We start from the raw sequence: 19,785 nt of genomic DNA on the forward strand, positions 1-19,785 counted from the left end.
TCAATGGAAAAAACACACGGTCAAATTGAAGATTGCCTGAGCTTGGACAGCCGTGTCATGGCTCGATATAAGGTATTTGATGGTGGAGGAAGTAACTCATGGGCATGGCGAAAAGGTAAATCTCAAGAAGTATTTTCATCTATAACATATCACTACGATAACGGCGGTTTACTATTAAGCTACTCATGCAACGAGCAGCAGCACCGCTATTTAGTGGATGTTGTCACCACACCATGCAACTATGGTGGCAAACGCTATTGGTTTAATTGCCCAAAGTGTTCTAAGCGAGTTGCAAAGCTATACCTACGCAATTCAATGTTTTTCTGTAGAACTTGCCACAAACTGAACTACAGCACACAGCAGAGTTGCAAATTAGAAAGCACACGAGCAGGCATGTATAAAATCAGGAATAAACTTAACTGGCAGTATGACACCGCATTCATGAAGTCGTGGCATAAGTTGAAGCCTAAAGGGATGCACCATTCAACCTACAACAGATTGGTGCAGAGGCATGACGAGCTAGAAAGAAAGTCAGAGCAATATTGTATTGCAGGCTTTCATGCCTTTATGAATAGACATGGTTTAAAACCATCATGGGAATGATGAACTTGCACAGTAGTCCAAGCCTTATCATTTACTAACATTATGATGACGCAAAATTGCGTTGGCTAAATCTATGTTTTAAAAGCGATGCTCAAAATTGAGCAACGGTATTCACTGAGCGCAAAATTGCGTTGTGTTTCGCAACAACTACGCGCGCGCGCGCGAGGGATGGGCGGAAATGTGGTTTTAATGCTTAAAATCCCAATAGAACTACAGTGCAATTATTCGGGCGGTTTACTTCTGCAAATAACCTGAACATAGGATTACCCCCACTGGGGGATATATCCAAACTTGGATGGATTTCAAAACCGATCAAGTGAGTACCTTAAAGTCACTCACAAAGAATAAGATTCTAAATCTAGCCCCACCTGAGCCACCAAAATGAGGAAGCGAAAAAAATAATTTATTGCTCAAAAATGAGGGGTACAGAACACGATTGGAGGTTAAATTGGAGGTTAAAATTTTAACTCACATAAATAAAACCAACAAAAACAACAACATGCAGATTTAATTGATTGCATAAATATGGCGATCAAAAACACCGCTTCAAGGGCGGCGCCATAATAAAATTAATTTTTTTGTTGCGCTTCGGCAATTTCATCACAGAGTCTTAAATAACTGTCTAAACGACGCGGCAAAATTTCACCCTGTGCGGCTGCCTGTCGCAACGCACATTGCTTTTCGTGTTTATGGGTACAGTTACGGAATTGGCAATGTCCCAGCAAATTTTCAATTTCAGGAAAACCGTGCTGAATTTTATCTGCACTTAAATGCCACAAACCAAATTCACGAATCCCCGGTGAGTCAATTAAGGCAGCACCATTTCCAAAGCCAATCAAGCGGGTAGAGGTCGTTGTGTGTTGCCCAAGTGCCGAGTTTTCCGAAATGATATTGGTCTTTTGTGCCGCTTCAGGCACGATAGCATTAATCAGCGAGCTTTTACCCACGCCCGATTGCCCGACAAAAGCTACCGTTTCACCTGCTAAACGTGCCGCTAAATGCTCTAAATTCGCATCGGACTGGGTTTGCATGACTTCATAGCCCAAGTCTTGATATTCCTTGAGTAAGTCTAAAATCGGGTCGTTTTCTTTGAGTAAATCAGATTTGTTTAAGACCAATAAGGCTGGAATATCAGCATCTGCACAGGCAACTAAATAGCGGTCAATCAAGCCTGGTGCAGGTTCAGGTAGAGGCGAAAAAACTATCACAATCAAACTGATATTAGCGGCAACAGGTTTAACCTTATGGTAGCGATCTGGTCGGGTCAGTAACGATTGACGTGGATGAATCGCGGTAATAATTCCCAAACCTGTATTTGGATCGGCCTGCCATTTGACCCGATCTCCTGTGACCAATAATTCTAAATTGGTACGGGTGTGACAGCGCCAAACACTGCCCATTTCAATAGGTTTCCAAAAAGGCTCTGGATCGCCTGCTAGGACTATCGGCTTTTCAGGATGAATTTCAGGGACAGATAAAGCCTGTACTTCTAATTGACGGCCATAGTGTTGTACCACCAAGCCTTCTAAATCATGTGAAGTGTCAATGTCTGTCTGACGTGACTTGTGTTGTTTTTCAATTCGACGTTGCTGTTGTTCAGTCAATCGACGCTTACGAATTAAAGCCATTCATATCCTAAAAAACCATGAACTCAGGATGGCAAAAATAGCATGAAGCGGGGGCACAGTTACAGCCAAGAAGCAAGAAATTTGCTACTATGTTGTTTTTAAGCCGAATAAGATTGCACATTTATGAGCAGCACGCCTGATACTCGCCTCATTTGGATTGATTTGGAAATGACAGGTTTGGATACCGACAACGACCAAATTATTGAAGTGGCTACCATTGTGACCGATGATCATTTAAATATTTTGGCAGAAGGTCCTGTGCTGGCTGTGCATCAACCCGATCGTATTTTAAATGCTATGGATGAGTGGAATACACGTCAGCATAGACAATCGGGCTTAATTGAGCGTGTGCGTCGCAGCAAACTCACTGCGCAGGATGCAGAACAGCAAACTATCGAGTTTCTGAAAAAATGGGTCAATCCGAAAACATCGCCAATGTGTGGCAACTCGATTTGCCAAGACCGCCGTTTTTTACACCGTTTAATGCCTGAAATGGAACAATATTTCCATTATCGTAATTTGGATGTTTCATCAGTGAAAGAGTTAGCAAAGCGCTGGCGTCCAGAAATTATGAGCGGTTTGAAAAAGAATGCGTCACATTTGGCGATGGATGATATTCGTGATTCGATTGCCGAGCTGAAATATTATCGCCAATACTTTTTTATTATGAATCAGGACTAAAACCTTTTTCTGCGTAAGAGGTGGCGCTATCACAGTAATAGCGATCTCTTGCGCCAAAACGGTATTGATCATTTATAAATAAAAAATAAATGAGAAATGACTCAGCATTGCTTCGCACTACCTCCTGCGGTATATATCTGATCCTCAGCCATATATGGCGCAAGAGAAGAAAGTTTTATTATTCATTTAAATATGAATATAACGATCATTTCTTGATTTATGAAAGATATCTAATAGCTCTATATAAAGTAGGGCATAAGGCAATGCTGAGGTATTTATTAATTAAAAACCAAGCAAAATAAAAAGCTTTATTTTCCTGCCTGCCAAAATGCTTCTCCCGCCTGAATTGGGTCGCCTGTTTGCGCTAAAGTGTCAAGCCAGACATCATATTGTGCAATAATTGGATGTTGGCTAGGGTGAAAGTCAGGTTTAAACCAATCACGATATTGTGATTGCATTTTGCGTAATTTTCCTTGTTTGCCAAATAGCCATTGCAAGCCACGTACATTCATTTTGAGGCGTTGGGTGCGATTAAAGCCATCGCATTTCAGCATGACATTGGCGCGGTAAAGGGTAAACCCAAACATTAAGCCTGTGGTAAATACCAATGCCATTTTTCGGGTCACTTCAGGCACATTACCTACCTGCTGCATCACATCAAACGCCACATCACGATGTTCCATTTCTTCAATCGCATGCCATGCAAATAAGGCGCGGACATACGGATGTGCATCTTGTAGCGTTTCTTTTTCGCCATAAAAAGTTTCTGCCATGAGTGCAGTTAAATGTTCCGCAGCCGCTGTCATGGCGATATTGTATTGGGGTGAGCGATATTTCAGTTCAAACTTAAACACTTTGTTTAGACGCTGAATAAACTGATCTACAGGCATGCCTTGATCTTTCATGATCTGATTCATTTTGTCGTGTGCAATGCCGTGCTGGGCTTCTTGTCGAATAAAATCGGCAACACGCTGTTTTAAGTCAGGGTCTTGAATTTGATCGCGGAACAAACGTACCGATTGAATGAAATAACGCTCACCATCAGGAAAAGTCAGGCTTAAAGCGTCAAACATGCGGGTCAGAAACGGGTCACCCGCAAACCAGTAACGCGGCACATCAGTTAATTTAAAATCGAGATTACTGCGTACTATCGGCGTAGCATGATATTGGACAAGTGCATTCATTTTATTTTATTTCACTCTAGTCAATTCTGTTTGCAGTATGTCGGGCTTTGGCAGATTTGTTTTGACAGTATTTGCCAGTTTTTATACATTAAACGACAAAAGAAAATGATGCATGTCAAGATGAGCAAGCACGTGAGCGAAATTCAAATTCCAAATGGCTATTATCAACTTTGGTTACGCTATTTATCTGCACAGGAAAAGGTTCCTGAGCAGCTTGGATTTTCTCCTGCACAATTACAGCAGTTACAGCATGTGTTGGCATTGCCCATGGATACCCAATCGTCTTATCAGTTTTTTAATGACATCATCCAACACAGTATTCAGTTTTTGGACTGCCCAACGCTTATTTTTGAATTGGCGCGTTATATTCAGCCTGAACATTTTGGCGTGCTTGGCTATATGGCATCGCGTAGTAATAGTGTTGCAGAAGCCATTCAATATATGATGCGTTTTAGTCGTTTGGTGGTAGATGGTACGGCAGCAGTACCCATGCAGCTGGAACAACAATCGGATGCCTTATATTTATCATGGCCGTTGGTGGATGAAAAGTATAGCCTGGTTCATGAAATGACGTTTGCTTGTATGACGCAATTGGCAATGCAAATTTTTAATTTTCAACATTCCCCGATACGGGAAATTCATTTTGCCCACGCACCGCGTGTGGCGATGCTGCATTATGAAAAGTTTTATGGTTGTAAGGTTTTATTTAAACAAACGGAATATCAAATTGTTTTAAATTTAGAAAGTCTGAGTTTAAAACCACAGCAGGCCGATCCCTCTTTAATTCATTTATTGACCAAACAAGCCGAAGATGCGATTGCGCTAAAACCACAATTAGAAACCGTGCGGCAACAAGTCCAAGAGCAGGTGGCGTATTATTTACGTTATGAACAGCAAGTGCCGAATATTGAATGGGTGGCACAGCGTTTATTTCGTTCAGGGCGTACGCTACAGCGCCAGCTTAAACAGGAAGGTACGGGTTTTAAACAGATTCTTGAAATAGAACGAATGCAGCGCTGTGAACATTTACTGCGACAAAATGTGAGTCTAAGCGACATTGCACAGTTGTTGGGTTATTCAGACCAATCGGCTTTGGCACGTGCTTATAAAGCCTGCACAGGACAGACGCTGCTAAAACGTAAACAACAATTGCAGCAAGCAGAAAATGATGCACTTTCTATACAGCAAGCTATGCCATAAATTGGTTGGATTGGCCCATAATCAACAGGTCATTTCGCGTTAAGAAATTGAAGATAATTGGTCTGCAGCCACGACTGAAACAGCTTTTGCAAGGTTGATAAAGCCTAAGATAAAAACTTATGTTGTTTATTTTAATCAATATTTTTAAATTTAAAAGCTCGATTGAGCAAGTTTCTATAACCAATAAGCAGGCAAAATTAGGCATCTTTGATCATTGAGAAAAAAGTGCAAATATCAGTAAATGTAGCCTCGCGGTTGTTCTGAATAAATTGTTTTGCAAACAGAAATGCAGCAACCCATGCCTGTGCGCTATTCATTGAGTAAAAAATAGCGTTACAATGGGTCAATTTGTATTTCTACAATAGCAAATGTCTCAGTTTTAATCATTCAAGGAAAATACAACCCTATGTCACGTTTAGCCACACGATTTGCACAGCTTGAATCTCAACAGCGTAAGGCCTTGGTTTCTTATGTTATGGCAGGTGACCCTCATCCAGAAGTCACAGTTCCGTTGTTACATCAAATGGTCGAGGCAGGGGTAGATGTCGTTGAATTAGGTTTGCCGTTTTCAGACCCAATGGCCGATGGTCCAGTGATTGCCCTCGCTGCAGAGCGTGCGTTGGCAGGTGGAACCAATACGCTAGATGCTTTAAGCATGGTCAAAGAATTCCGTCAAAAAGATCAGGAAACTCCTGTGGTGTTGATGGGATATTTAAACCCTGTAGAAGTCATTGGTTATGAAAAGTTTGTTGAATATGCACATAACTGTGGTGTCGATGGTGTGCTTTTGGTGGATTTACCGCCTGAAGAAGCCCGAGAGTTTGATGAAGTCCTGAATAAATACGGGATGAATCAAATTTTCTTGTTGGCACCAACCTCTACACCAGAGCGTATTCAATTTGTGGCAAACCAAGCCAGTGGCTTTATTTACTATGTTTCTTTGAAAGGCGTGACGGGTGCAGCAACACTTGATGTTGCAGAAGCAGCGGCCCGCATCCAACAGATTAAAGCGGTAACCAACGTGCCTGTAGGTGTGGGTTTTGGCATCAGTGATGCTGCATCTGCCAAAGCAATGGGCGCGGCTGCCGATGCAGTTATTGTCGGAAGTGCTTTTGTAAAACAATTTGCGAGCTTAGCACCAGAACAAGCCGTCATTGCAACGGTTAATAAAGTGAAGGAGCTTCGAGCTGCGCTCGATGAGTTAGTATGAGTCAAGAAGTGAAAACAGGGAAAATTCTAAGCCCATCGACGCCGTGGACTGCACGAGGTGTACCTGGTATTCAAACACCAGATGAGCAACAATCATTAAAAGCGATCTTTACTGAACCAACGATTGAATGTCCAGAATGTCATGCCTTGGTGACACGTACGGCAATGTCGTTCAACGCTTATGTATGCCCACAATGTGATGAACATTTACGCATGAAAGCGCGTGAGCGTTTAACTTGGTTCTTTGACCAAGTACAAAATGAATTAGGTCAAGAATTCTCTGCCAAAGACCCACTTAAATTTGTAGATAGTAAACCTTATCCTGAGCGTATGACTGAAGCGCAAAATAAAACAGGTGAAACCGAAGCTTTAGTGGTGATGCAGGGCTTATTAAAAAATATGCCAGTCATTGCTTGCGCATTTGAGTTTGATTTTATGGGTGGCTCAATGGGTACCGTAGTTGGTGACCGTTTTGTCCAAGCCGCTGAACGTGCGATTCAGCAAAAACAACCATTAATTTGTTTCGCAGCATCGGGCGGTGCGCGTATGCAAGAAGGCATGTTGTCTTTAATGCAAATGGCGCGTACTTCTGCTGCAATTCAACGCATGAAAGAAGCAGGCTTGCCGTACATCGTGGTATTAACTCATCCTGTATATGGGGGCGTAACTGCATCATTGGCGATGTTGGGTGATGTACACATTGCAGAACCTAAAGCGATGATTGGTTTTGCGGGTAAACGTGTGATTGAGCAAACTGTACGAGAAAAACTCGAAGAGCCGTTCCAACGTGCAGAATACTTACTTGATCATGGTGTGGTCGATCAAATTGTCCATCGTCATGCATTACGTGATACAGTTTATCGTATTCTTGCGAAACTGATGAACTTGCCTTGAACACAGCACCTCTTGCAACCGATGATCTAAACACATGGCTCAATTATTGGAGCCATGTTCACGTTACGGGTATTGATTTAGGTTTGGAGCGGGTCATTCCCGTTGCAGAAAAACTTGGGGTAACTCATCCTAAAGCCAAAGTTATTACGGTTGCGGGAACCAATGGCAAAGGCTCTACCACAACCACTTTAGCGGCCATTTTAAATGCGCAGGGCTATCGGGTTGGGTTGTACCAATCGCCTCATATTTACCGTTTTAATGAACGGGTCAAATTAGCAGGCGTTGAGGTTGATGACCAAAGTTTGATTGATGCTTTTGTACAAGTCGATCAAGCGCGACGTGATTGCGATTTGAGTTTATCTTTCTTTGAAGCTACGACTTTGGCGGCCTTTGTGATTTTTAAAGCACGTGACTGCGATGTGTGGGTGCTTGAAGTTGGTTTAGGTGGGCGCTTAGATGTGGTCAATGTTGTCAATCCAGATGTCGCGGTTATCACCAATATTGGTTTAGACCATGTCGATTGGTTGGGCGATAGCATCGAAAAAATTGCCTATGAAAAAGCAGGTATTATTCGTCCTCACATTCCTGTTATTTTTGCAGGTCAGCAAAATTTGCCTCAAGCTATTCAAGATAAGGCAGTAGCCTGCAATGCCTCCTTATTTGTTTTGAATCGTGATTATTTTTATCGGGACATGCAAGATGGTGAGTCGTGGATGTTTGCTGCATCGGGCTGCACCTTAAAACTTCCAACAGGCAGCTTGGCACTCGATAATATTTCAACTGCGGTGGCAGCAGTCTTGCGTAGCGGTTTAGAAATCACCCAAGATGCGATTGCACAAGGTATTCAAACAGCTAAATTGTCAGGGCGTTTTGAAATTCGTCAAATTCAGGGCAAAACTGTGATTTTTGATGCAGGACATAACCCGCATGGCGTTGAATTTTTGTTAAAGCAATTGCGCAATTTCTTAAATTACAATAAACAGTACACTGAAGTAATCAGTGTTTTTTCAATGCTTGCAGATAAAGATATAAATTCTGTGGTTGAGTTATTGAAAGGTAGTGTCGTAATGTGGAAAATTGCCACATTAAATGTGCCTCGTGCGGCAGAGATCACGGTTTTGGATCAGGCTTTGCAAGGCGAAACAATACAACACTTCGACAGTATACAATTGGCTTTTAAATCAGCACTGGATGAAACTAAAAATAATCAGCTGATTTTGGTATGTGGATCATTTCATACCTTAGAAGCGGTATGGGAGTATTTGGAAGAATGTCAATGAATAACAAACAACGCTGGATGGGTGGCGTTGTTTTATTAGGTGGTGGTGTTTTATTGGCAGCATTGCTTTTAAAAGGGCAAGAAGAAATACATCAAAATAATGTGAAAACCCCAAGCCAAGCCGAACAAGTTCAACATAAGAATGCCAATCAGGCAGAAATGGTGCAATTGCAACCTTTAACTGTCGATGTGCAAACCGAGCAGCGTCTGCTTGAAGAACAACGTCGTGCGCGTGAAAAAGCAGTGGCAGAGCAAGAAGCGCGTGCAGCTGAGTTTTTAGCGATGCAGCAACAGGCAGAAGCAGAAGCAGCGCGTAAAGCTGCAGAAGAATATGCTGCCTTAAATGCATTACGTTCTGGTCAGCAGCAAAGTTCTGACAATATTCCGCCTGAATTGGTCGAAGATGAACAAGTCAAGCAAAAGCGCTTAGCTGAAGAAAAAGCTGCTCAACAAAAAAAGTTAGAGCAGCAAAAGGCAGTAGATGCCAAGAAAGCTGCTGAGTTAAAAGCTGCGCAAGAGCGTAGTGCTGCAGAGAAAAAAGCAGCAGATGAAAAACGTTTAGCGCAAGAACAACGCATTGCAGAAGAGAAGCGCAAAGCGGAAGAACAACGCCAAGCCGATGCGAAACGTAAAGCAGAGCAAGAGCGTAAAGCAGTTGAAGCGAAAAAAGAAGCAGAACGTAAGGCTGCCGAAGAAAAGCGTAAAGCTGAGGAAAAACGCAAAGCTGAAGAAGCTGCCAAGAAAAAGGCTGAGGCTGAAAAAGCACGTAAGTTATTGGAAGAAGATGATAAGCAGTGGATGGTACAGGTGGCTTTGGCGGCTAATCAAGCCAATGCAGATGCTTTGGCGGCAAAATTGAAAGCCAAAGGTTATAAAGTCACCCAAAGTCCAACCTCTAAAGGAGTTCGAATTATGGTTGGACCATCTAAAGACCGTGATGCTGCAGATGCAACCCGCAAGAAAATTACTGCAGACCAAAGTTTGAATATGAAATCGGCATGGGTGATTGACTGGGTGCCATTAGATAAACGTGACTAGATCATCCGACTAAGATGTGTATTAACAAAGGATTTAATCTTTCGGGTTAAATCCGTTGTTCATGCTGATTGAATGAATTTAGGTGTGGTTTCAAATGCTTTGATTGTAAAAAGCCTATCCAAAGATAGGCTTGCTCACGCAATATTCAATTAAGTGCGATTCGGCTGTTTGGTTAAACGTAAATAAGGCTTGATGGCTTGATATCCATTTGGGAAGCGTTGTTTAAGCTCTGCTTCGTCTTGAATGGACGGTACAATTACCACATCTTCACCATCTTGCCAGTTGGCAGGTGTTGCAACTTTGTAATTGTCAGTCAGTTGCAATGAGTCAATCACACGTAAAATTTCATGGAAATTACGCCCTGTAGATGCAGGATATGTGATGATCAAGCGTACTTTTTTATTCGGATCAATAATGATCAGTGAGCGAACAGTTAGTGTTTCGCTGGCATTCGGGTGAATAAAATCGTACAGGGTAGATACTTTACGATCTTTGTCAGCAAGAATTGGAAAATTAACTGTTGTATTTTGAGTTTCGTTAATATCTTGAATCCAGCCTTTGTGAGATTCAGCATCATCTACAGAAAGAGCAATTGCTTTAACATTACGTTTACTGAATTCATCTTTCAGTTTTGCAGTATAGCCTAGCTCGGTGGTGCAGACAGGAGTGTAGTCGGCAGGATGCGAAAATAAAATGCCCCAGCTGTCGCCTAAAAATTCATAAAAATCAATTGGGCCTTCATTTGAGTCTTGCGTGAAGTTGGGTGCGATGTCACCTAAGTGAATAGTCATTGTGTACCTCTGTCTTGTTTTGTTGTTTGATGTATGTGTACTACTATGTGTCATTTCTTTTGCAAAATTAAATGGTGTTTTTGCATGTTCTTATGAGTAAATTGAATATGGTGTGTCATTTTTATTGCATTTTCAAAATAGATTCATGTGTGATTGCTATATATCGTCCGCTCGAAATTTGTTACATTAACTGCCACTTAGCAGCGAGAAATGGCAAGTAGAGATTGGAATTTTTAATAGGTTTTTGTGCAAAACCCTTGTACTTCAAATTTCTAGCACCATAATAACCCCTAAGAAAAACCTATTTATTTGACAAGCAAGATTTAGAGAGTTTATTCATGTTGGCAAGTCTGATCGGAGGAATCTTCGGTACTAAAAATGAGCGTGAACTCAAACGCATGCGTAAAATCGTAGACAAGATTAATGCGCTCGAGCCGACGATATCTGCCTTAAGCGATGCAGACTTATCTGCTAAAACCGAAGAATTCAAACAACGTTATAACAAAGGCGAAAGTTTAGATAAATTATTACCAGAAGCATTTGCAGTATGTCGTGAAGCCGCCAAACGTGTCATGAGCATGCGTCACTACGACGTGCAGTTGATTGGTGGTATTACCTTGCACGAAGGTAAAATTGCAGAAATGCGTACAGGTGAAGGTAAAACCCTCATGGGGACTTTGGCCTGTTATTTAAATGCTTTAAGCGGTCAGGGCGTGCACGTCATTACTGTGAACGACTACTTGGCGCAGCGTGATGCTGAACTTAACCGCCCTTTATTTGAGTTTTTAGGTTTAAGCATTGGCATTATCTATTCCATGCAAGACCCGACTGAAAAAGCACAAGCTTATCGCGCAGACATCACTTACGGTACCAATAACGAATTTGGCTTCGACTACTTGCGTGACAACATGGTGTTTTCGTTAAGCGAAAAAAAACAGCGTGGTCTGACTTATGCCATTATTGATGAAGTCGACTCGATCTTAATTGATGAAGCACGTACACCATTAATCATTTCTGGTCAAAGCGATGACTCATCCCAGTTATATGCAGCGATCAACACTATTCCGCCAAAATTGCATCCGCAAAAAGAAGAAAAAGTAGCTGATGGCGGACATTTCTGGATTGATGAAAAACAACGTACTGTAGAAATGACCGAAATTGGTTATGAAACGGTAGAAAATGAATTAATTCAAATGGGCTTGTTGGCAGAAGGCGAAAGTCTGTATTCTGCATCCAACCTGAATTTGGTGCATCACGTATCTGCAGCTATTCGTGCGCACTTCCTGTATCAACGTAACGTGCACTACATCATCCATGATGGTGAAGTGATTATTGTTGATGAAAACACTGGTCGTACCATGCCTGGTCGTCGTTGGTCTGAAGGTTTACACCAAGCGGTAGAAGCCAAAGAAGGTTTGGAAATTCAGCCTGAAAACCAGACTTTAGCGACTACAACCTTCCAGAACTATTTCCGCTTATACAAAAAACTATCGGGAATGACGGGTACTGCAGACACTGAAGCTGCAGAAATGAAAGAAATTTATGGTCTAGATGTCGTCATTATTCCAACCCACCGCCCAATGATTCGTAATGATCAAAACGATTTAATTTATTTAAACCGTACTGGCAAATACAACGCGATTATTCAAGAAATTAAGCGTGTGCATGAAGCAGGTGTCGCACCCATTCTAATTGGTACAGCGACCATTGAGGCTTCAGAAATTTTATCGGATAAATTACGTGAAGCGGGTATTCAGCACGAAGTATTGAACGCGAAGCAACACGAACGCGAAGCTGACATTATTGCGCAAGCAGGTGCCCCACGTGCGGTGACCATTGCCACGAACATGGCAGGTCGTGGTACAGATATTTTGCTAGGTGGTAACTGGAAAGCACTGCTAGCTAAAATTGAAAATCCAACCCCTGAAGATGAAGCACGCTTAAAAGCGGAGTGGGAGCAAAACCATGACATGGTGTTAAGTTCAGGTGGCTTACACATTATTGGTTCAGAACGTCATGAATCACGCCGTATTGATAACCAGTTGCGTGGTCGTGCAGGTCGTCAGGGTGACCCAGGCGTGTCGCGTTTCTATTTGTCACTTGAAGATGACTTAATGCGTATTTTCGCAGGTGATCGTGTTGTGGCAATGATGCGTGCCATGGGCTTGCAGGAAGATGAAGCAATTGAACACAAAATGGTGTCGCGCTCTATCGAAAATGCACAGCGCAAAGTTGAGGCGCGTAACTTCGACATCCGTAAAAACTTGTTGAAATACGATGATGTAAATAACGAACAGCGTAAGATTATTTATTCACAGCGTGATGATATTCTGGCAGAAAGCACGTTGCAAGACTATATTGAAGAAATGCACCGTGAAGTGGTTACAGGCATGATCGCCAATTATATTCCACCAGAATCAATTCATGACCAGTGGGATATTGATGGTTTAGAGCGCGCCTTGCGTGATGATTTAGGGATTGACCTACCCATTAACCAATGGCTTGAAGATGATCGTCGCCTAGATGAAGAAGCTTTGGTTGAGCGTATTGCCGATGAAATTGTGGCGCGTTACCGTGCGCGTCGTGAGCAAATGGGTGATGAATCTGCCGCGATGTTAGAACGTCACTTTATGCTCAGTTCACTCGATCGTCACTGGAAAGATCACTTGGCGGCCATGGATTATTTGCGTCAAGGGATTCATTTACGTGGCTATGCGCAAAAAAACCCTGAGCAAGAGTACAAAAAAGAAGCCTTTAACTTATTCGTGAATATGTTGGCCGTGATTAAAGCCGATGTCGTTACTGATCTTTCGCGTGTGCATGTACCAACACCTGAAGAATTGGCTGCGATGGAAGCGCAACAGCAAGCGCAAGCAGAAGCGATGCAGCTTAATCTTTCACATGCTGATGTAGATGGTTTAACGGGTGAAACCTTTGAATCAGAATCACAGTATAGTGCAGCTGAGCAAACTGTTATTCCGCCTGCGAGTCGTAACTCGCCATGCCCATGCGGTTCAGGACTAAAATATAAACAGTGTCACGGTAAAATCTAAAACTGACTTGTTGCAACTTAAGCAGAACTTCGGTTCTGCTTTTTTGTGTTTTAGTGCAAAGAATCTTTGTGATAATAGCTTTGCAAGATGTATATAGCATTTGCAGATTTTGGAATTAAATGCTATTTAATTGCACATGCAATATCCACGTGTGGAACAAAAAATGAAAAAAGTATTACGACCTTTAATGATTGTTGCCTTGAGCCTGCCTAGCTTCGCATTTGCTAATACGGCAACCACGACAACGCCTGCAAAAGTACAAGCTGCTGTCGGGCCGACTACAGCACAGGTACAGGTGGATAATGGGCATGTGACTGTGGCAAGCCCACGCACAGGTATTCGTTATACCTTTGCCAATCCAGATCAGCGTCCAATCGTGTTGCATACCGCAGCGATTGCACCTGCAAATGCTGCAAATGTAAATCGTATTGTGGCTGCCAATCCTGCTTTATCTGCAGCAAGTCAAGAACGTGCAAAACAGGCTTTATTGGGTGAAACCGTGGTTGCGACCACGCCATAATCCAAATAGAGTTCAATCAGTACAACTTCAGGTGCTGATGTATTAAAGTGAAGATGAAAACCAGTCTAAACGGCTGGTTTTTATATTTCAGTGCCTACATAAACAAAAAGCGAAACGACACAGGCGGATGCTCGATTTTTTCTTCATTTTCCACTAAGCTGTGACATTCTCAAATTTATACTGGAAATTTCAAAATGGCAGTTGGTGACGTCTCTATGCCACACATGCATGTGGTCAAAGGTGTAAAAATTGGTTCAGCAGAGGCTTATGTGCGTTATCAGAACCGACGTGACCTGGTTATTTTTGAATTTGCAACAGGCTCAAATGTGGTGGGTGTATTTACTCAAAATGCATTCTGCGCCGCGCCTGTGCATGTATCTAAAGCACATTTGGCTCAAGGCAGTCCACGTTATTTGGTCATTAACACAGGCAATGCCAATGCGGGTACAGGCAAATTGGGGATGCAAAATGCAGAAATTACTTGTGCCAAATTGGCTGAGTTGACAGGTGTCTCTACCCAAGAAGTTTTGCCATTTTCTACAGGTGTGATTGGCGAACAATTACCCATTGAGCGTTTGGTCACAGGCTTAGCGCCTGCATTGGCATCGTTACGTGAGGATGCTTGGCATGATGCTGCGACAGGTATTATGACCACAGATACCACACCAAAAGGTGCATCTGAGCAGTTTGAGTTAGATGGCATTACTTATAGCATGACAGGCATTTCTAAAGGTGCAGGTATGATTCGCCCGAATATGGCGACCATGCTTAGTTATGTTGCAACCGATGCACCAATTCAACGTGACATCTTACAGCAATTGCTCAAGCACAGCGTAGAACAATCGTTTAACCGTATTACTGTAGATGGCGATACCTCGACCAATGATTCATGTATTTTGGTGGCGACAGGTCAGGCGGGTGGCACTGAAATTTGTAGTGAAAATGATCCGCGTTATGCTTTAGTGTTAGATGTTTTGAATCGTGTGATGTTGCGTTTGGCGCAATTGATTATTCGTGATGGTGAAGGTGCAACGAAATTCATCACGGTTCGTGTTGAAGGTGGTGCCAATACCCAAGAATGTTGTGATATTGCTTACAGCATTTCGCATTCGCCATTGGTAAAAACTGCTATTTTTGCCTCAGATCCAAACTGGGGACGTATTCTTGCTGCGATTGGTTATGCAGGCGTGCCAAATTTAGATGTTGAAAAAATTCAGGTTTGGTTAGATGATGTGCAAATTTGCAAAGATGGCGGTGCTGCTGCCGACTATACCGAAGCAGCGGGCGCACGTGTCATGGCGCAAACTGAAATGACCATTCGTGTAAATTTAGGACGTGGTCAAGCGACAGATACAGTCTATACTTGTGACTTATCTTACGATTATGTCAAGATTAACGCGGATTACCGTTCGTAAAAATTCAAATTGAGTGATAAAGCCTCCGTTGTGAGGCTTTTTTAGCATTGAATCGGCAAAGGTCTGGTGAATGAGCAAATTGCCTCCATATCATCAGTGACTTGGGTAAGCTTGTGTTCGGGCAAGCATGAAGATAGAGAAGACGTTGTTATGAATGATGCGACCAATTTAATTGCCAATGAAGCCAAATCAATTGTGCAGGCGCATTTAGATCGCTTGGGCGAAACCAAAGAACATCATTTGAGTGAGCAAGCCAAGCAAGAAAAATTTGCGCAAATTCAAGCAGAACTCGAAAAGCGGAATGCTGTCTTGGTCGCCCATTACTATTGCGATCCTGAAGTACAGGAACTGGCTGAATTAACAGGTGGCTGTGTTTCAGATTCATTGGAAATGGCACGTTTTGGTCGTGATCATGCGGCAACCACATTAGTCGTGGCTGGGGTAAAGTTTATGGGCGAAACTGCCAAAATTTTATCGCCAGAAAAAACAATTCTTATGCCAACTTTAGAAGCGACTTGTTCACTAGACTTAGGTTGCCCTGTCGATGAGTTTAGCCGCTTCTGTGATGCGCATCCTGATCATATAGTCGTTGTTTATGCCAACACATCAGCTGCGGTAAAAGCACGTGCGGATTGGGTCGTTACCTCAAGCTGTGCGGTTGAAATTATTGAACACCTCGATAGTTTAGGTGAAAAAATTATTTGGGCGCCAGATCAGCACTTGGGACGCTATATTCAAAAGAAAACTGGCGCAGATATGCTGCTTTGGGAGGGCTCGTGTATTGTGCATGAAGAATTCCGTTCACGCGGTATTGCCAATATGAAAGCCTTGTATCCTGATGCAGCAGTTTTGGTTCATCCAGAATCACCAGAATCAGTTGTTGATGTGGCTGATGCAGTCGGCAGTACCTCGCAACTTATTCAGGCGGCAAAAACTTTGCCACACGAGCGTTTAATTGTGGCAACTGACCGCGGTATTTTCTACAAGATGCAACAAGCTGTACCGAATAAAATTCTAATTGAAGCGCCCACTGCAGGTGAGGGTGCAACCTGTCGTTCATGCGCGCATTGCCCGTGGATGGCGATGAATGAATTAGATGGAATTTTGCATGTATTGCAAACGGGGGATCAAGAAGTATTCGTCGAACCTGCTTTGGCAGAACGCGCTAAATTACCACTAGATCGTATGTTGAATTTCAATGCGAGCTTAAAACGCTAAAATTGATTGAAAAATATCAAAAATGTTTGATAAATATACGGTTGAAGCTTTTTTTTAATTTTTTTTAAATATAGGTGTTGACGTCTCCGGGCGTCACGCCTAGAATGCACACCGTACCGCACGATAGTGCGTTACATAAAAAGCTGAGATGAATCGGAGCATAGCACAGCCTGGTAGTGCACCTGGTTTGGGACCAGGGGGTCGTAGGTTCGAATCCTACTGCTCCGACCAATTCTTCAAGGCAACGTATCGCATGATATTACGTATCATCGGTCATGCGCCTGTAGCTCAGTTGGATAGAGCATCCGCCTTCTAAGCGGATGGTCACAGGTTCGAATCCTGTCAGGCGCGCCATTTTCGGTAGCTTGGTATAAAAGAACCGAACATGATGGTGGATGTAGCTCAGTTGGTAGAGCCCTGGATTGTGATTCCAGTTGTCGCGGGTTCGAATCCCGTCATTCACCCCAATCTCTTTAAGAGATAAACGGAGCATAGCACAGCCTGGTAGTGCACCTGGTTTGGGACCAGGGGGTCGTAGGTTCGAATCCTACTGCTCCGACCACTTTCTAAGATGCTAAATAGAAATGGTCAAGTCAATAAAGATACCGCGTTAAGCGGTTTTTTTATGTCTGAAATGTATGAAAACCTTATGAGTTTCAAAATATTTCATATTCGTGATTGGACAGCATAAAAAAGCCTCAAAAATGAGGCTAAAATAAGGAAAGTTTTTGTGCTTTGTGTATTAAGGCACAATCGTCACATTGACGCGTCGGTTAGTGGCACGATTTGCAGGTGTGTCATTGCTCACCATCGGTTGTGTTGCACCGCGCCCAATCACCAGAATATTTTTTCTTTCATAACCTTGATCTAAAAAGATCTGAGCCACACTTTGGGCTCGTTTTTCTGAAAGGGTTTGATTGTAGCTAGCTAAACCTACGTTATCAGTATGACCAATAAATATAAGTTTATCCAAGTCATATTTATGCAGCTGTTGCGCCAATTGGTTCAAGCGTTTTTTTTTTGGTTATTTTGAATAGCATATTCATCAAAACCAAATAATAAGCGTTCAGGCAGGGCTAACGTCCAACCCTCATCACTTAAAATAAAGCCTTCTTGTTTTAGCATGCGTGCTTGCTTATAGCTGACATTCCCCAAACTCATGCAAGCACTGAGTGAAACCATAACCAGAATAAGTGTACTGATCAGAACCTTTTTAAGCATAAGGAACCTGTTTATTGTTTGATTGAGGTGAAATATACCATTTTGATTGATCACGTTTGGCTTTGAGCATCGCGCGATCGACATCGGCAATTAAATTTTCAGGAGTTTTGGCATATTCAATCAAGGCTACGCCAATACTGACATTTAGGGAAACTTGTTGTTGTTCATACCTAAATGTAGAGGCATAACATCCATGAATCTTTTCACAATAATCCTCTAATTCTGTAGTGGAATATGAGCCAGTTAAGATCACTGCAAATTCATCTCCACCTAAACGCGCAACAAACGCATGTGAGGGCAAAAGCTGAATCAGACAGTGTGATGAATCACGTAAAATATTATCGCCAGTCAAATGTCCAAATTGATTATTGATTTGATTAAAATTATTAATATCTAAAAAAAATACTGCAGCTTTAGCGGAAGGCTGGGTGAACAGTTTAAACAGTGTTTCATAAAAATAATTACGATTTGGTAACTGCGTCAAGTTGTCATATTGCGACTGAAATCGCAGTTTATGATTTTCAAACAATAAATTTTTATGGGATTGTTCAATCTCATTGAGTAAGGCATTAAAAGCACAACTCAGTTGATGAAGTTCTTGAATATCTGAACTCGAAACGCGCAGTTTGTAATTCTTGTTTGCGCTGATCTCACGTGCTGAGCTGACAATGGAAGTTAAAGATTGCATGAGATATTGATAAATTGAGTTGATTGACCAAAACACAGCAATTAAAAGCAAAATAAAACTAAAAATTAATCCTAAAATGATTTTATAAAAGAAACTGACCAAGTCACTAGAGTTTCCATACACTATCAATTTGCCATAGTTTTGCTGATCATGGTGAATACTCAGCCGAACAGGATGATTAAAAAACAAATAGTCCAATAGGGCTTGGATTGAGAAATGATCTAAGTCTTGCTGCTCAATAAAAGCTATACGCGTTTGTTTCGGTGAGAGTACTTCAATCGAACGAATAGAATAACGCTGCGTATGTTCTGAGAGAATATTGTTGAGCGTCATTTGATCGTTAAAAACCACTGCAGGCTGAATACGTTCATTTAACGCAGCAGACAAGTTTTTTAGGCTGCTTTTGGCATAAGTATTCATGGTGTAGGTTGAAATCACCAAAAAAATACCAGAGCAAATCGTAAAAGTTAAAACAAAAATAGTGAGTTGAGAACGGGTGAATAATTGATGTAAGGTAATTGGAGAGTATAACTGCTTCATGAGTTAGACTCCGTGGTTTTAGCAAGCAACAACACACGCGGATCAATATGCACTTTAGACTGGGTTAAGCTTTCCATATTGACTTTAAAGGCATAATTTTGATTTTTCTTATAGATGCAGAATGCGCTACCTGTTTCACACTCTAGATTGTTCATACTAATAGATAAAGCAGGAAATTGTACTTGAGTATTTAGAGTATGTTGTTCTTGTACTAAAGAAAGCGTCGAAAAAATTAAAATTTGGCAGTTGCTCTGTGCAATATTTCTAAGGGAAATAGATTGAATGTCATAGTTGTGATGTGAATGCTTGGCATTTTTAAATTGTTGTGCCATCACATTATTGTCTATGATGCAAAGCTTGGGCGTGTCATGTTCCCATTTTGCGTAAGATAAAATAGAAAATGTAGTGTTATAAAGATTTGATGTGGGTGCAGCATACAAAAAAGTAGGCGTTAGTATTGCTACAAATGACAGCAAGGTTATTATTTTAAAAATTTGAGTCATTTCGACACAACACGAATAAACATAAAAATAGTGTAGCCAAAATTTGAAAATAAGCCTACTGCTAATTTTGAGCAAGAATGATACAGATTTAAAATATTTTGCCGAATAAATAACCATTTG

At 41.8% G+C, this 19,785-nt stretch carries 16 protein-coding genes, 4 tRNA genes and 1 pseudogene; 15 read left to right on the forward strand and 6 right to left on the reverse strand.

From position 1 onward, the window contains the following. Positions 1-3 precede the first annotated feature (3 nt). On the forward strand, positions 4-603 hold the full coding sequence (locus B2W49_RS08600) for a hypothetical protein (protein ID WP_291338792.1): 600 nt from the start codon (positions 4-6) through the stop codon (positions 601-603). A gap of 569 nt (positions 604-1,172) precedes the next feature. On the opposite strand, the gene rsgA is transcribed toward B2W49_RS08600, so the two are convergent. Beyond that, entirely contained in the window at positions 1,173-2,231 is a 1,059-nt protein-coding gene (gene rsgA, locus B2W49_RS08605) for a small ribosomal subunit biogenesis GTPase RsgA (RefSeq protein WP_291338793.1), read from the reverse strand. Positions 2,232-2,354: 123 nt separating this feature from the next. Here rsgA and orn point away from each other — a divergent pair, with 123 nt between their 5' ends. Continuing rightward, positions 2,355-2,912 (forward strand): oligoribonuclease, encoded by a 558-nt coding sequence (orn, locus tag B2W49_RS08610; protein ID WP_291338794.1) that lies wholly within the window; start codon positions 2,355-2,357, stop codon positions 2,910-2,912. Between the two features lie 308 nt (positions 2,913-3,220). Here orn and B2W49_RS08615 read toward each other — a convergent pair whose 3' ends face one another. Continuing rightward, a complete protein-coding gene (locus B2W49_RS08615) occupies positions 3,221-4,096 on the reverse strand; it encodes a metal-dependent hydrolase (RefSeq protein ID WP_291338795.1) in 876 nt (291 codons plus the stop codon). Between the two features lie 132 nt (positions 4,097-4,228). Here B2W49_RS08615 and B2W49_RS08620 point away from each other — a divergent pair, with 132 nt between their 5' ends. From B2W49_RS08620 to B2W49_RS08640, 5 genes are all read left to right on the forward strand, one after another. Beyond that, complete coding sequence (locus tag B2W49_RS08620; protein ID WP_291338796.1) at positions 4,229-5,296, forward strand: helix-turn-helix transcriptional regulator; 1,068 nt, start codon at positions 4,229-4,231, stop codon at positions 5,294-5,296. A gap of 406 nt (positions 5,297-5,702) precedes the next feature. Then, the gene (trpA, locus tag B2W49_RS08625) at positions 5,703-6,506 is read left to right on the forward strand and encodes a tryptophan synthase subunit alpha (RefSeq protein ID WP_291338797.1); all 804 of its coding nucleotides are present in this window, start codon (positions 5,703-5,705) and stop codon (positions 6,504-6,506) included. After that, entirely contained in the window at positions 6,503-7,399 is an 897-nt protein-coding gene (gene accD, locus B2W49_RS08630) for an acetyl-CoA carboxylase, carboxyltransferase subunit beta (protein ID WP_291338798.1), read from the forward strand. Before trpA ends, accD begins: the two co-directional genes overlap by 4 nt. Beyond that, a complete protein-coding gene (folC, locus tag B2W49_RS08635; RefSeq protein ID WP_291338799.1) occupies positions 7,396-8,679 on the forward strand; it encodes a bifunctional tetrahydrofolate synthase/dihydrofolate synthase in 1,284 nt (427 codons plus the stop codon). Before accD ends, folC begins: the two co-directional genes overlap by 4 nt. Further along, on the forward strand, positions 8,670-9,716 hold the full coding sequence (locus B2W49_RS08640; protein WP_414630592.1) for an SPOR domain-containing protein: 1,047 nt from the start codon (positions 8,670-8,672) through the stop codon (positions 9,714-9,716). Before folC ends, B2W49_RS08640 begins: the two co-directional genes overlap by 10 nt. Before the next feature lie 149 nt (positions 9,717-9,865). On the opposite strand, the gene B2W49_RS08645 is transcribed toward B2W49_RS08640, so the two are convergent. Beyond that, positions 9,866-10,507 (reverse strand): peroxiredoxin, encoded by a 642-nt coding sequence (locus tag B2W49_RS08645; RefSeq protein ID WP_291338801.1) that lies wholly within the window; start codon positions 10,505-10,507, stop codon positions 9,866-9,868. A 338-nt stretch (positions 10,508-10,845) separates the two neighbouring features. Here B2W49_RS08645 and secA point away from each other — a divergent pair, with 338 nt between their 5' ends. The 8 genes from secA to B2W49_RS08685 all read left to right on the forward strand — a co-directional run bounded on the left by secA (position 10,846) and on the right by B2W49_RS08685 (position 17,275). Next, the gene (gene secA / locus B2W49_RS08650; protein ID WP_291338802.1) at positions 10,846-13,560 is read left to right on the forward strand and encodes a preprotein translocase subunit SecA; all 2,715 of its coding nucleotides are present in this window, start codon (positions 10,846-10,848) and stop codon (positions 13,558-13,560) included. 163 nt (positions 13,561-13,723) lie between these two features. Continuing rightward, positions 13,724-14,080, forward strand: coding sequence for a hypothetical protein (locus tag B2W49_RS08655; RefSeq protein WP_291338803.1), 357 nt, complete (start codon positions 13,724-13,726; stop codon positions 14,078-14,080). 194 nt (positions 14,081-14,274) lie between these two features. Further along, a complete protein-coding gene (argJ, locus tag B2W49_RS08660; RefSeq protein ID WP_291338804.1) occupies positions 14,275-15,495 on the forward strand; it encodes a bifunctional glutamate N-acetyltransferase/amino-acid acetyltransferase ArgJ in 1,221 nt (406 codons plus the stop codon). 150 nt (positions 15,496-15,645) lie between these two features. Beyond that, on the forward strand, positions 15,646-16,713 hold the full coding sequence (gene nadA, locus B2W49_RS08665) for a quinolinate synthase NadA (protein WP_291338805.1): 1,068 nt from the start codon (positions 15,646-15,648) through the stop codon (positions 16,711-16,713). A 154-nt stretch (positions 16,714-16,867) separates the two neighbouring features. Beyond that, positions 16,868-16,944, forward strand: a tRNA-Pro gene (locus tag B2W49_RS08670). Between the two features lie 46 nt (positions 16,945-16,990). Beyond that, positions 16,991-17,067, forward strand: a tRNA-Arg gene (locus tag B2W49_RS08675). Positions 17,068-17,104: 37 nt separating this feature from the next. Further along, positions 17,105-17,180 (forward strand) — tRNA-His (locus tag B2W49_RS08680). A gap of 18 nt (positions 17,181-17,198) precedes the next feature. After that, positions 17,199-17,275, forward strand: a tRNA-Pro gene (locus B2W49_RS08685). A 180-nt stretch (positions 17,276-17,455) separates the two neighbouring features. On the opposite strand, the pseudogene B2W49_RS08690 reads toward B2W49_RS08685, so the two are convergent. From B2W49_RS08690 to B2W49_RS08700, 3 genes and pseudogenes are all read right to left on the reverse strand, one after another. Continuing rightward, a pseudogene (locus B2W49_RS08690) lies at positions 17,456-17,934 on the reverse strand (OmpA family protein). Further along, positions 17,927-19,162, reverse strand: coding sequence for a diguanylate cyclase domain-containing protein (locus tag B2W49_RS08695; protein ID WP_291338806.1), 1,236 nt, complete (start codon positions 19,160-19,162; stop codon positions 17,927-17,929). The pseudogene B2W49_RS08690 and the gene B2W49_RS08695 overlap by 8 nt, the downstream one beginning before the upstream one ends. After that, on the reverse strand, positions 19,159-19,785 hold a 627-nt coding region (locus tag B2W49_RS08700; protein WP_291338807.1), incomplete at its 5' end, for a YfiR family protein. The genes B2W49_RS08700 and B2W49_RS08695, both read right to left, overlap by 4 nt.

It is taken from the genome of Acinetobacter sp. UBA801 (assembly GCA_002296655.1).
Classification (GTDB): domain Bacteria; phylum Pseudomonadota; class Gammaproteobacteria; order Pseudomonadales; family Moraxellaceae; genus Acinetobacter.